The sequence below is a fragment of the Streptomyces sp. NPDC031064 genome (assembly GCF_055570965.1).
The window spans coordinates 499,296-511,850 of record NZ_JBVIGF010000005.1 but is presented as its reverse complement, the minus strand read 5'-3'; the positions used below and the strand labels follow the sequence as shown (position 1 = coordinate 511,850).

At 73.1% G+C, this 12,555-nt stretch carries 11 protein-coding genes; 6 read left to right on the top strand and 5 right to left on the bottom strand.

Translation table 11 applies throughout. The annotated features are described in order from the left end of the window. Positions 1 to 78 precede the first annotated feature (78 nt). On the top strand, positions 79 to 3,204 hold the full coding sequence (locus tag ACZ46W_RS21180) for an FG-GAP-like repeat-containing protein (RefSeq protein WP_468339651.1): 3,126 nt from the start codon (positions 79 to 81) through the stop codon (positions 3,202 to 3,204). A 21-nt stretch (positions 3,205 to 3,225) separates the two neighbouring features. On the opposite strand, the gene ACZ46W_RS21175 is transcribed toward ACZ46W_RS21180, so the two are convergent. Together ACZ46W_RS21175 and ACZ46W_RS21170 are read right to left on the bottom strand one after the other, a co-directional pair. Further along, positions 3,226 to 3,843 (bottom strand): response regulator, encoded by a 618-nt coding sequence (locus tag ACZ46W_RS21175; protein ID WP_468339649.1) that lies wholly within the window; start codon positions 3,841 to 3,843, stop codon positions 3,226 to 3,228. After that, positions 3,840 to 5,024 (bottom strand): sensor histidine kinase, encoded by a 1,185-nt coding sequence (locus ACZ46W_RS21170; protein ID WP_468339646.1) that lies wholly within the window; start codon positions 5,022 to 5,024, stop codon positions 3,840 to 3,842. The genes ACZ46W_RS21175 and ACZ46W_RS21170 overlap by 4 nt, the downstream gene beginning before the upstream one ends. 78 nt (positions 5,025 to 5,102) lie before the next feature. Here ACZ46W_RS21170 and ACZ46W_RS21165 point away from each other — a divergent pair, with 78 nt between their 5' ends. Next, on the top strand, positions 5,103 to 5,675 hold the full coding sequence (locus ACZ46W_RS21165) for a GlcG/HbpS family heme-binding protein (RefSeq protein ID WP_468339644.1): 573 nt from the start codon (positions 5,103 to 5,105) through the stop codon (positions 5,673 to 5,675). A gap of 29 nt (positions 5,676 to 5,704) precedes the next feature. Beyond that, complete coding sequence (locus ACZ46W_RS21160; RefSeq protein ID WP_468339642.1) at positions 5,705 to 7,087, top strand: M1 family metallopeptidase; 1,383 nt, start codon at positions 5,705 to 5,707, stop codon at positions 7,085 to 7,087. On the opposite strand, the gene ACZ46W_RS21155 is transcribed toward ACZ46W_RS21160, so the two are convergent. Further along, positions 7,068 to 7,583, bottom strand: coding sequence for a GNAT family N-acetyltransferase (locus ACZ46W_RS21155; protein WP_468339640.1), 516 nt, complete (start codon positions 7,581 to 7,583; stop codon positions 7,068 to 7,070). The two genes, ACZ46W_RS21160 and ACZ46W_RS21155, sit on opposite strands and share 20 nt — an antisense overlap. Positions 7,584 to 7,644: 61 nt before the next feature. Continuing rightward, complete coding sequence (locus ACZ46W_RS21150) at positions 7,645 to 8,220, bottom strand: TerD family protein (RefSeq protein WP_468339638.1); 576 nt, start codon at positions 8,218 to 8,220, stop codon at positions 7,645 to 7,647. Positions 8,221 to 8,350: 130 nt separating this feature from the next. Here ACZ46W_RS21150 and arfB point away from each other — a divergent pair, with 130 nt between their 5' ends. Then, complete coding sequence (arfB, locus tag ACZ46W_RS21145; protein ID WP_468339636.1) at positions 8,351 to 8,779, top strand: alternative ribosome rescue aminoacyl-tRNA hydrolase ArfB; 429 nt, start codon at positions 8,351 to 8,353, stop codon at positions 8,777 to 8,779. Positions 8,780 to 8,940: 161 nt separating this feature from the next. Here arfB and ACZ46W_RS21140 read toward each other — a convergent pair whose 3' ends face one another. Continuing rightward, positions 8,941 to 9,417: a flavin reductase family protein gene (locus ACZ46W_RS21140; RefSeq protein ID WP_468339868.1), complete on the bottom strand. Its 477-nt coding sequence runs from the start codon at positions 9,415 to 9,417 to the stop codon at positions 8,941 to 8,943. 395 nt (positions 9,418 to 9,812) lie between these two features. On the opposite strand from ACZ46W_RS21140, the gene cdgB reads away from it, so the two are divergent. Both cdgB and ACZ46W_RS21130 read left to right on the top strand, forming a co-directional pair. Beyond that, complete coding sequence (gene cdgB, locus ACZ46W_RS21135; RefSeq protein ID WP_468339634.1) at positions 9,813 to 11,486, top strand: diguanylate cyclase CdgB; 1,674 nt, start codon at positions 9,813 to 9,815, stop codon at positions 11,484 to 11,486. A 65-nt stretch (positions 11,487 to 11,551) separates the two neighbouring features. After that, complete coding sequence (locus tag ACZ46W_RS21130) at positions 11,552 to 12,514, top strand: CBM35 domain-containing protein (protein ID WP_468339632.1); 963 nt, start codon at positions 11,552 to 11,554, stop codon at positions 12,512 to 12,514. The last annotated feature ends 41 nt before the right edge of the window (positions 12,515 to 12,555 follow it).

Genomic DNA, 12,555 nt, shown 5'->3' with positions numbered 1-12,555 from the left:
AGGCGATGACTGGGGGGTCGGGAGCCTGCCCGCGTTTACTCACGCTTCCTGGGGGGCCTCCTGTTGGCCGGATATCGCGTGCGCCGCCGTGCGCTCGCCACCACACTGATCACCGCCTGCGTCGCGGCGGGCGCCGTGGTCCTGCCGCTCGGCGGAGGCACCGCCGCCGTCGCGGCGACGCCCACCCCCGAGGTGGTCCTGGAGAACCCGAGCAGGACCACACCGCGGGCGGCGCAGATGCTGGCGGCGGGGGCCACCGGATTCCTGCACCGGCAGGGCGGGCGGGACGCCGAGGGCCTGCTGTGGACCTCGTACGCCGACGGCTCCACCGTCTCCGTCAAGGACGACAGCGGCCGGGTCTACGACGTCCCCTACGGCTGGGACTGCTACACCGTTTACTTCTCCTGTGAGGACGGGATGTACGGGCGCGGCGGAGACGTCGCCGCCATGCCGGAGCAGATGGCCCGTGGCCCGGTCCACCTGCGCGACATGGCCACCGGGGACCTCCTGGCCACGGTCGACGGCTTCGAGGGCGCCTACCAGGGCACCTTCGGGTCCGTCGTGGTGTCCGGGTACGGGACGGACGAGTTCGCCCTGACCGAGGTCGTCGACGGCGAGCAGCGCAGCCGCCCGGTGTCGGGCATCCCCGCGGGCGCCGACGGCGTGTCCGTGGCCACCGGTGACGCCGCGGGCGTCGTGGTGCACTACGTCTTCCCCGACGGCACCCGGCGGCTCGGGTACGTCGACTTCGCGACCGCGACGGCGACCGGCGTCTTCGACGACGCGGGAAGCGGCACGGGGGACGTGCTGCTCGACCGGACACGCATCGGCTGGTACGACGCCACCACCGCCACCCTCCGCCTCAAGCAGCGCTCCGCGCCGGCCGGCCAGGAGACGACGCACAAGCTGGCCGCGACCAGCGCGTACGGCTCCGACGCCGCGCTCGTCGGCGACTGGCTCGTCCTCGCCCAGCACCGGGGCGGGCCGGACCCCTCCCACCCCGTCGTGGCCGTGCCGCTCGACGGCGGCCCCGCCCGGACGCTGCTGACCCGCTCCGGCCAGGGCGTCCAGGCCGCGCCCGACGGCTCGGCGCTGGTCACCGGCGGCACGACCGCGACCGACTGGTGGGTGCGGCGGATCGCCCCGGGCACCGGCGGGGTCCCGGCGCTCACCAAGGTGCACAAGATTGCCCCGTACGAGGGACAGAAGGGTGCCCTGGCCTTCAGCCGCGGCCACCTCCGTGTCGGGTACGCCGCCGGCAGCACGCTCAAGACCAACTCCTGGAACCTGGGCGCCACCGGCACCCCCGTGCCCACCGCCCCCACCCCCGTCACCGGGCAGGGTGTCAACTCGGTGTGCCCCGTCTCCACGCTCATGTGCCGCGAGATCTGGCCGAACCACCACACCGGCGGCGACGTCATCCTGACGCAGAAGTACGGCGACCGGGACTCGGCGGAGGTGCTGAACGACGAGGGACGGGAGACCTACGGGGCGGAGTTCCCGGCGGGCGCCACCAAGGGCACGATCGTCGACGCCGCCGACGGCCACGTCGTCTACAACTCGCCCGGCGCCGCCCCCAAGCAGTACGTCGCCGAGCTCGGCCGGGGCATCAAGCTGACCGGCCCGGCCGGCGCCGCCGCCCTCGCCGGCCCCGTGGTGTGGCGCCCGACGGCCACGAAGGGCCAGCTCACCTCGTACGACCTGCGCACCGCGAAGACCACGAGCACGGTGACGGTCCCCGGCGCAACCTGCGTCCCGCAGGAGCTCCAGGCCGCCGGCAAGTGGCTGTACTGGAGCTGCGGCACCGCCGGGCCCGCCGGGGTGTACGACACGGTGCAGAAGACGTCCGTCCCGGTCGCCCCGGGTGACGTCCTGCTGGGCGACGGGTTCACGGTCCGGCACGACCACGCCGCCGGCACGCTGGTGACCACGGACGTCACGTCCGGTACGGCGCTCACCCGCACCCTCGCCGCCCTCCCCGGCACGGCGCTGACCACGGACCGCCGCTACCGCTGGGCCGTGGACGAGTACACCGGCATGGTGGCCTACGTCAGCGGCCCGCTGGAGCAGGTGCGCGTCGTCGGGACCGGAATCCGGCCCACCACCCCGCCGGCCGTGATCGGCTCCGAGGTGACGCCGTGGTTCTTCATCGGCACCACGTCCGGCACCTGGTACGGCGACTGGACGCTCTCGCGGCCCGCTGCCTCCTGGACCCTGACCATTCGGACCCTGACCGGCAAGGTGCTGCGCACCATCAGCGGCCAGGACGCCAGGGCCGCCGTCTCGGTGTCGTGGAACGGCCGCACCGACGCGGGCGCCTACGCCCCGAACGGCACCTTCCGCTGGACCCTGACGGCCGTACCCGCCGGCGGCGGGAGCGCCGTGGCGGTGGCCACCGGGACCAGCCGCGTCAGCAAAGGCTCCGCCGTATTCCGCGACTACACCAGCGACGGCGGCGACGCCGACGGGCAGGGCGACCTCGTGGCCCTCGACGCCTCCGGCACCCTCGCCATCCGCCACAAGCACTGGAACTTCATCGACGGCCCCTCGGGCGCCGGCTGGGGAACCTCCGTCGTGGCGGTGCCGTTCGGCGACCTCAACGGCGACCGGTGCAGCGACATGCTGGTCCGGATGAGCACCGGCGAGCTGCGCGCCTACAAGCCCGCCTGCGGGTCGGCGCCGACGCCCAGGACGGCGTACACCTCGCTGGGCACCACCTGGAAGCAGTTCAACGTCCTGACCTCGCCCGGTGACCTGACCGGTGACGGGCGCCCGGACCTGGTGGCACGTCAGGCGACCACGGGTGACGTCTACCTGTACGCGGACGACGGCGCGGGCAAGCTCAAGGCGCGGGGCCGGATCGGTACGAACTGGAAGGCGTACCGGGCGGTGTTCGGGGCCGGTGACCTCAACGGTGACGGCGTCGGCGACCTGCTCGCGGTGGACGGTGCCAACGCGCTGTGGCGGTACGACGGCACGGCGACGGGCACGGTCAAGCCGCGCGTCCTGGTGTTCGGCGGCAACTGGGCGAGCGGCCGCAACGCGTTCGTCGGCGTCGGTGACATCACCGGTGACGGCAAGCCGGACCTGCTGTCCCGGAACACCTCCGGTGCCCTGCTGCGCAACAGCGGCAACGGAACCGGGTCGTTCGGTTCCACGGTCGGGCTCGGTACGGGCTGGCAGGGCTACAAGGGCCTGTTCTGACCCGCCCGTCCGGCTCGCCGGTCACGGCAGCAGCCGCTGCTCCTTCGCCACCGCCACGGCGCCCGCCCTCGTGTCCACGCCCAGCTTGGCGTAGATGCGGCCCAGGTGGGTTTTGACCGTCGCCTCGCTGATGAACAGGGCGCGGGCGATCTCCCGGTTGCCGAGGCCCCGTGCGAGCTGGCCCAGGATGTCGCGTTCGCGGTCGGTGAGGGCCGGGGCGGAGGCGGCCGAGGCGGCGCGGCGGGCGACCGGGGCGGACAGGGCGGTGCGGCCCTGGGCGGCGGCGTGGATGGCGGCGAACAGTTCTTCGGGGCGCTCGGCCTTCAGGAGGTAGCCGGTGGCGCCCGCGCCGATCGCGCGGGTGACGTCGGCGTCCGTGTCGTACGTGGTGAGGACCAGGACCCGGACCTCCGGGAGGGTGGCGGTGATGCGACGCGTGGCCTCCACGCCGTCGATGCCGGGCCCGAGCTGGAGGTCCATCAGGACGACGTCCGGCCGCAGCTTGGCCGCCGTCGCCACGGCCTCCTCGCCGCTGCCCGCCTCGCCGACGACCTCGATGCCGGGGGCGCTGCCGAGCAGCGCGAGGAGCCCGGCGCGTACGACGACGTGGTCGTCGCACAGCAGGATGCGTACGGTCACCGGGGGGCCTCCAGGGGGATCGACACGGACAGGACCGTGCCCTCGCCGGGCGCGGACTCGACGGTGAGGGTGCCGCCGAGCTGCTCGGCGCGGGCCCGGATCGCGGGCAGACCGTGGCCCCGGGCACCGTGGCCCCGGACGCCGTCTCCCCGGACGCCGGGCGGCGGTACGGCCCCGGGGTCGAAGCCGCGCCCGTCGTCGGCGACGTCGAGGACGACCTGGTCGTCCAGGTAGGTGAGGGTCAGCGCGGCGGACGTCGCCCCGGCGTGCTCCCGTACGTTGGCGAGGGCGCCCTGCGCGATCCGCAACAGGGCCGACCGCACCCGGTCCGGCAGGTCGACCGGCGGGCCGTCCACCCGGAAGCCGACCGGGAACTCCGCCGACTCGCGGGCGGCAAGCCGGCGCAGCGCCTCCTCCAGGCCGCCGCCCCCGGCGAGGTCGGCGGGCGCCAGGTCGTGCACGAACCGGCGGGCCTCGGCCAGGCTGTGCTCGGCGGTCGAGGCGGCCGTACGGACATGGCGGCGGGCGGCCGCCGGGTCGGTGTCCCAGGTGCGGTCGGCCGCCTGGAGCAGCATCCGCTGGCTGGACAGGCCCTGGGTGAGGCTGTCGTGGATCTCCATCGACAACCGCTGCCGTTCGGCGAGGACGCCCTCGCGCCGCTCGGTGGCGGCCAGCCGTTCCGCCTGCCGCTGGGCGTGCACGAACACGGCGGTGGCGATGGCCGCGACGGCGGGCGGGGCGACCAGCAGGTTGGGGTCCAGGGCGCCGTCGGCCAGTCTGAGCTGGGCGGTCACGACGAAGACCGTCAGCAGGGCGACCAGCACGAGCGCGGCGCGCGGGCGCAGCGTACGCAGCCCGGTGTAGAACAGCGGGACCGCGCACCAGGCGAAGCTCGGCGCCAGCACCACCAGCACCATCCACACGGCGACGACCGTGCCCAGCCAGGGCAGTTGGCGTGGCACGGGCAGCACGTACAGCACCGCGAGCGCCGCCGACAGGGCCACCACCCACGGGCCCAGGTCCAGCCACGGGTGCCGCAGCAGGAACCGGACCAGCGAGGCGCCGAGCAGCGCGAAGAACGCGGCGTGCATCACCCGGGCCAGCCAGCGGGCGTCGGGGTCCTGCTCCACGTCCACCACTCCTCGTACCGGAATCCGGTCCTCACCGGAACCAGGTCCCATCCTCACCCGCGCCCGCCGCCCGGGCATCAACCGATCGGCTGACCCCGGACCCCCGGTTCCGCCCCCAGCATCGAAGGCATGACGAAGCACACCACGAAGAAGATGTCGCTGCGCGCCCGCCTCCTGACCGGCACCGTCGCCGCCGCAGCCCTCGGCGCCGGCACCTTCGGCGCCATGTCCGCGAACGCCGCCGAGCCCGCCCAGGCGCCCGCCGCGGCCGCCGCGACCACCGCCCACCCCGGCGACCTGACGCAGTCGACGCACCTGACCATCGACGCCGCCACCCGGGCCGCCCAGGCCGCCCTGGACGCCGCGGAGCGGGAGAACCAGCGCGTCACGGTGGCCGTCGTCGACCGCAACGGCAACACGGTCGTCACCCTGCGCGGCGACGGCGCGGGCCCGCAGTCCTACGAGTCGGCCGTCCGCAAGGCGTTCACCGCCGTGTCGTGGAACGCGCCGACGTCCGAGCTGGTCAAGCGCCTGGAGACCGCCCCGAACCTGAAGGACATCCCGGGCACCCTGTTCCTCGCGGGCGGCGCCCCCGTCGCCGCCAAGGGCGCCCCGATCGCCGGCATCGGCGTGGCCGGTGCGCCCAGCGGCGCCCTGGACGAGAAGTTCGCCCAGGCGGGTGTGGCCGCGCTCACCCGCTGATGCGGCCGGTCCACCCATACGATCATGGAGTGGACCCACGCCGCCCCTTGGCTCTCGCCGCCGTCGCCGTCCTCCTCGCCGCCGGCCTCACCGGCTGCACCGGCGAGGAGGACGGCGCGCGCGGCGGACCGGGAGCGGCCGGGCTGCGCGACCCGTACTTCCCGCGGCTCGGCAACGGCGGCTACGACGTACGCCACTACGCCCTCACCCTCGCCTACGAGCCCGGCACCGGCCGCCTCACCGGCACCGCCGACATCACGGCCCGCGCCACCCAGGCCCTCAGCGCCTTCAACCTCGACCTCACGGGGCTCACCGTCCACGGCACCACCGTGGACGGTGAGCCCGCCGCCGTGCGGCGCCAGGGCGCCGAGGTCACCCTGCGCCCCGGCGACGAGCTGAAGACCGGCGCCACCTTCCGTACCGTCATCCGCTACTCCGGTACGCCCGCCACGATCACCGACGCCGAAGGGGCGCGGGAGGGCTGGCTGAGGACCGCCGACGGGGCGGTCGCGCTGGGCGAGCCGACCGGTTCCACGGCCTGGTTCCCCGGCAACCACCACCCGTCGGACAAGGCCACGTACACGGTCACCGTCACCGTCCCCGAGGGCCTTGAAGCCGTCTCCAACGGCGAGCTGACGGAGCACCGCACCGGCGGCGGCCGCGACACCTTCGTGTGGCGCTGTGCCGAGCCGATGGCGAGCTACCTGGCGACGCTCGCCATCGGCCGGTACGAGACGAAGACCTCCCGTACCCCGTCCGGGATTCCGGTCCACACCGCCGCCCGCGGGAACCCCGCGCTGCTGGCCCGCATCCCGGAGCTGCTCGCCTGGGAGGTGGAGAACTTCGGCCCCTATCCCTTCTCCTCCACCGGCGCGATCGTCGACCCGGGGCTCGACGTGGGGTACGCGCTGGAGACACAGAACAGGCCGTTCTTCGGCCGGGGCACCTTCGACGCGTCGACGCTCGTCCACGAGCTCGCCCACCAGTGGTACGGCAACTCGGTGTCACCGAAGTCCTGGCGGGACATGTGGCTGAACGAGAGCTTCGCGACGTACGCGGAGTGGCTGTACGCCGAGGACTTCGAGGGCAAGCCCGTCCGGAGCAGCTTCGACGAGGCGTTCGCCGACGACGAGAACTGGGCCTTCCCGCCGGCCGAGCCGCCCACGGCGGCCGACATCTCGGGCCCGCCGGTGTACGGCCGGGGCGCGATGGTGCTGCACAAGGTACGTCAGACGGTCGGCGACGACACCTTCTTCGGCATCCTCCGGGGGTGGGCGGCGAAGCACCGGCACGCCAACGCCTCGACGGAGGACTTCGTCCGGTACGTGGAAGGGGCGGCCGGCGAGGACCTGACGGAGCTGTGGGACACCTGGCTGTACGGCGAGGACCGCCCTACAGGTCCTTCCGCATGACCACGCAGTCCCGGCCGAGCCCGCGGTCGGGGCGGCGGTCGACCTCCTCGTAGCCGAGGGCCGACCAGAAGGCGATGGCCTTGGGGTTGTTCTCCAGGACGGCGAGCTTGATGCCCCGCCGGCCCTTCTCCCGGAACCGCTTCTCGACGATCTCGGCCAGCTCGCGGCCGAAGCCGACGCGGTGGTCCCGGGCGTGCACCATGAGCAGCCCGATCCACGGGTCGGGGTCGTCGGGGTCGTCCGGGTGGTGCGACCGTGTCACCGAAATGCCGATGACGTGTCCCGCCGAACGGGCCAGCAGCACCTCGGCGTCCGGGTGGGACAACTCCTCGGCGAGCGAGGCGGCGACCTGCTCGGGCCGGATGTCGTCGGGGTCCGGGAAGTCCCCGCTGAGCTGCTGGAACTCCCGGTTGGACGCGTACAGCTCGGTGAGCTCGGTGAGGAGCGGGCCGGGCAGGGCAGCGCCCTCGCCGACCTCCAGCGGTTCGACGATCATGCCGGAAACAGTAGGGCCCCGGCGCGGACTTCGCCGCCGGGGCCACCACCGGTGCCGTACGTCAGATGTTGACGCCGAAGTCGCGGGCGATGCCCTCCAGGCCGGAGGCGTAGCCCTGGCCGACGGCGCGGAACTTCCACTCGGCGCCGTGGCGGTACAGCTCGCCGAAGACCATGGCGGTCTCGGTGGCGGCGTCCTCGCTCAGGTCGTAGCGGGCGATCTCGGCGCCGCCGGCCTGGTTGACGATGCGGATGTAGGCGTTGCGGACCTGGCCGAAGTTCTGCGAGCGGTTGACCGCGTCGTAGATGGAGACCGGGAAGACGATCTTGTCGACGTTGGCCGGGAGGGCCGCCAGGTTGACGTTGATCTGCTCGTCGTCGCCGCCGCCCTCGCCGGTGCGGTTGTCACCGGTGTGGACGATGGTCTGGTCCGGGGTGGACTTGTTGTTGAAGAAGACGAAGTGGGCGTCGGAGGCGACCTTGCCGGAGCCGTCCACGCCGATCGCGGACGCGTCGAGGTCGAAGTCGGTGCCGGTGGTGGTACGGACGTCCCAGCCGAGGCCCACAGTGACGGCGGTAAGACCCGGCGCCTCCTTGGTCAGCGAGACGTTGCCGCCCTTGGACAGGCTTACAGCCATGGAAATGCCCTTTCGTCGTCCGTACGTCGTACGGGATAACGCGCCGCACGGCGGGCTGGTTCCATGAACGCGAAACGGGATGACGGAAATCCGGATGACGTGACCGCGTCGGGACGGGGACCATGGAGGCATGTCCGGTCCCTATGTCATCCGTGGTTCGGTCTGCCTGCCGGAGGCCGAGCTGACGTGGCGTTTCTCCAGGTCGTCCGGGCCGGGCGGGCAGCACGTCAACACCAGCGACTCCCAGGTGGAGCTGCGCTTCGACCTGGCGCGCACCGAGGCGCTGCCACCGGTCTGGAAGGAACGCGCACTGGAGCGGCTGGCCTCCCGGCTGGTCGGCGGGGTGCTCACCGTGCGGGCCTCCGAGCACCGCTCGCAGTGGCGCAACCGCGAGACTGCGGCGGTGCGCCTCGCGTCCCTGCTCGCCGAGGCGACGGCCCCGCCGCCGAAGCCGCGCCGCCCGACGAAGATCCCGCGCGGCATCAACGAACGCCGCCTGCGGGAGAAGAAGCAGCGCGCGGAGACCAAACGCGGCCGCTCGTCCCGCGACTGGTCCTGACCGGCCCGCCCCCGCCCTCCGCCCCCGGCGGGCCCGTGCCCACCACCCACCGTCCGCAGTCGGCGTCCGGCGGGGTGAACGAGAGAAGGCGCCGCCTCGTCCCGTTGTGCCCACCCGTCCCGCCCTGCGGGACGACTGCCCACAACGTTAGGACAGATGCGTCAGGACAGGTGCCGGTAATTGCCCCGGAAGTAGGTCAGGGGGCCGGAGCCGTCGGCCGTGGGGAAGCCGACCGTCAGGACCCGGGCGATGACCAGGGTGTGGTCGCCCGCCGCCACGCGCTGTTCCGTGCGGCACTCCAGGGTCGCCAGCGCCCCGTTCACCAGCAGCGCGCCGGTCGCGTCGCCCCGGGTGGTGGGGAGGTCCGCGAACAGCAGCCGGTCGCTGACGCGGCCCTTCATCGCGAACCGGCCCGCGATCTGCCGCTGCCCCTCGGCGAGGATCGACACGCCCCACAGCGGCTGCTCCGCGAGCAGGTCGTCCATGCGGGAGCCCTCGCGGAGGCTCACCAGCACCAGTGGCGGGTCCAGTGACACCGACAGGAAGGCCGTCGCCGTCATGCCGACGTCCTCGCCCCGTGGGCCCTCGTCGGGGTCGTGGGCCGTCACCAGCACCACACCGGCGGCCAGCCGGGACATCGCGGCACGGAACTCGTCGTTGCTCACCCCCTCAGGATGAGGGACGGCGAGGGCGGGAGGCTGGGTCGTCGGCAACACACCAGGAACGCTAACCTCGCCCCCACCGCGCCCGCATCGGGCCGGAGGACCAGCCCGTGGTCCGTCCCGTGGTCCTAGGACCACGGCCCGGCGGGGCCCATACTGTGCCTTCGCGAGGAGTTCAACGGCCGGTTACCCGCAGTTCGTGTGGCTTCCGCAACCAACATCATCCTTTGTGACTTGAGTCACAGAGCGCAGGTTTTGTTGACCCTGTGTACCTGGGGCACAGCTCGCTGTGATTCAGTGGCGTGGACAGTGCAACACGAGCGCCGATGAGAACCCTGGAGTTGCTGTCGAGGTCTCGGGGAGAGCGAGCAATGGAGACCGAGTCGGAGCCGTACGTCCGTCTTGCGACCCTGCGGCAACTACATCAGGTCGTCGCCAACCTCAACACGGCCCGCAGTCTGGCCGACACGCTTCAGACCGTCGCCGACGGCGTCACCGCCGGTCTCGGCTACGAGCTGGCCTGTGTGAACCTCGTACGCCCCGACGGTGACCTGGTCGTCGCCGCGTTCTCCGGCAGCCCCGCCGCCGAGGCGCTCATCACCGGCCGGGTCGGCTCCCGCGCCTCCTGGGAACGGCGCCTGAGCATGGGCGAGGCGTGGGGCGAGCTCCGCTTCATCCCGCACACCGAGGGCTGGGTCCTGATAGAGGACGACGTGCCCCAGTGGCACACCGACGGACCCGAGCCCCGCTTCGAGGACGAGTGGCACCCCCGCGACCGCCTCTACGCCCCCATGTACGCCTCCGGCAGCGGCCGCGAGCTGCTCGGCGTCATCTCCGTCGACCGGCCGCGCAACGGCCGCCGCCCCGGCCCCTGGGGCCAGGAGGCGCTCCAGATGTACGCCTCCCAGGCCGCCATCGCGATCAGCAACGCCCGGCTGCGGGCCAACATGCAGCGGGCGCTCGTCCGCCTGGAGCGTGAGCAGCAGGCGCTGCGCGCCAGCGAAGAGTCGTTCCGTCAGGCCTTCGAGTACGCGCCCTCCGGCATGGCGATCGCCGAGATGGGCGGCGACCAGCACGGCCGGCTGCTGCGCGCCAACGACGCGCTGTGCCGGCTGCTCGGCCGCCCCTCCTCCGTGATGCGCCGGTACTCCTTCGCCGACCTGGTCCACCCCGAGGACATCGGCACCCTGCTGCGCACCTCCGCCGAGGGCGGCCGCGCCGAGCTGCGCCTCGCCCGCCGCGACGGCACCTATGTGTGGGTGTCCCTGCGCAACTCGGTGGTCGCCGACACCGCCGACGGGCCGCGTTTCCTGCTCACCCACGTCGAGGACATCGAGGAGCGCAAGCGCCACGAGCTCCAGCTCGCGCACCGCGCCTCGCACGACGCGCTGACCGGCCTGCCCAACAGCGCCGAGCTGCGCGCCCGGCTCAGCTCCCGGCTGTGCTCCCGCCCGCACGCGGTGCGCGCGACGGCGGCCGGGACGCACGCGGTGGACAGTGGCGTCGACAGCTACGACAGCGGTGAGTACGAGTACGGCGAGCACGCCTACCGGGGGGACGGCTTCGACTTCGGCGACGGCGCGGACGGCGGCGCGTACGACCACCATGTGCACGCCGTCGCGCCGGACAGCGAGGTCGACGACGGGACGAAGGGCCTCGCGGTCCTCTTCTGCGACCTGGACGGCTTCAAGTCGATCAACGACCGGTTCGGGCACCACACCGGTGACGCCGTGCTCATCGAGGTGGCCCGCCGCCTGACCGCCGGGGTGCGGGACGGGGACACCGTGGCCCGGCTCGGCGGTGACGAGTTCGTCGTCCTCGCCGACGGGCTCGGCGCGGCCGACGCCGCCGACCTGGCCGTGCGCCTCCGCAGCGCGATCATCCCGCCGATCCGGGTGGACGGGCGCGCGGTGCGGGTGGGGGCCAGTTTCGGGATCGGCTGGGCGGAGTGCGGAATGTCCGTCGAAGAGGTCCTGAACTCCGCTGACCAGCGCATGTACATCGAGAAGCGCTCCCGCTCGAAGGTTCACCGCCGGGCGGGGTAGACCGTTCGGGGTAGGCTCGCCCGGGTCGGTGACCGCTGGCGAGCAGGGATGAGGAGTGACCAGGGATGGCTGCCGGTAACAACGGCAACGGCGCGGGCACGCCCGAGGACGACGATCCGTTCGGCTACCTGTACGCGGACGGGCAGGCGTCGGGCGCGCAGGCGCCGCGGCAGGGCGGCGGCTACGGCTACCCGGGTCCGGCCGCTCAGCCGGGGGTGCCGAGGACGTCGTACAACCAGGTCAGAGCGGTCGGCGAGCGGCAGTACGGCGGTGCCCAGGTGCCGCCGCAGCAGCAGTACCAGCAGCAGTACGCCCAGCCGAGCCCCCAGTACGCGGCCCCGGAGACCTACCCGGGCGCGGACCGGACCCGTCCGGTGCCCCAGGCCCAGCCCCCGCGCGGCGGTCGCGGCGGCGGCCCCAACACCAAGGGCCTGCTGGTCGGCGCGCTCGCGGTCGTCGCGGTCGTGGTGACCGGAATCACGGTCGCCGTCCTGACCAACAACGGCTCCGACGACAAGGGCACCGACGCGGGCGGCAGCCAGTCCGCGCCGCCCACCTCGGTCCAGGAGTTCCCCACCGCCAAGCCCTCCGAGCCCACGGGCGAGCCCGTCGAGCTCCCCAAGCAGGACGCGGCAACGCTCCAGCTCGGCTCGCCCGCGATGCTCGCCAAGGACGTGAAGGGCGCCGAGGGCGCCGACGGTGCCTACGTCACCGGTTTCAACGCCGTGGGCGCCTCCGTCACCTGGAAGGCGGACGTCCCGGAAGAGGGCGACTACAAGCTGTACGTGCGGTACGCCATCCCGGCGAAGGACGCCAACGCGACCCTGACCGTCAACGGCAAGCCGAACTCCAATCCGCTCGGCCTGAAGAACTTCATCGGTTCCGCGGACCCGAACCTGGAGAAGAACTGGCAGACCACCTGGGCGCCGGTCACCCTCAAGAAGGGTGAGAACGAGCTGAAGATCTCCTGCGAGCAGGGCAACCAGTGCGACGCCCTGCTCGACTGGCTGGAGGTCCGGCGGGGCTGACGCTCCGCCCGGTGCTCGGGCCGGTCACCGTCAGGGGCGGG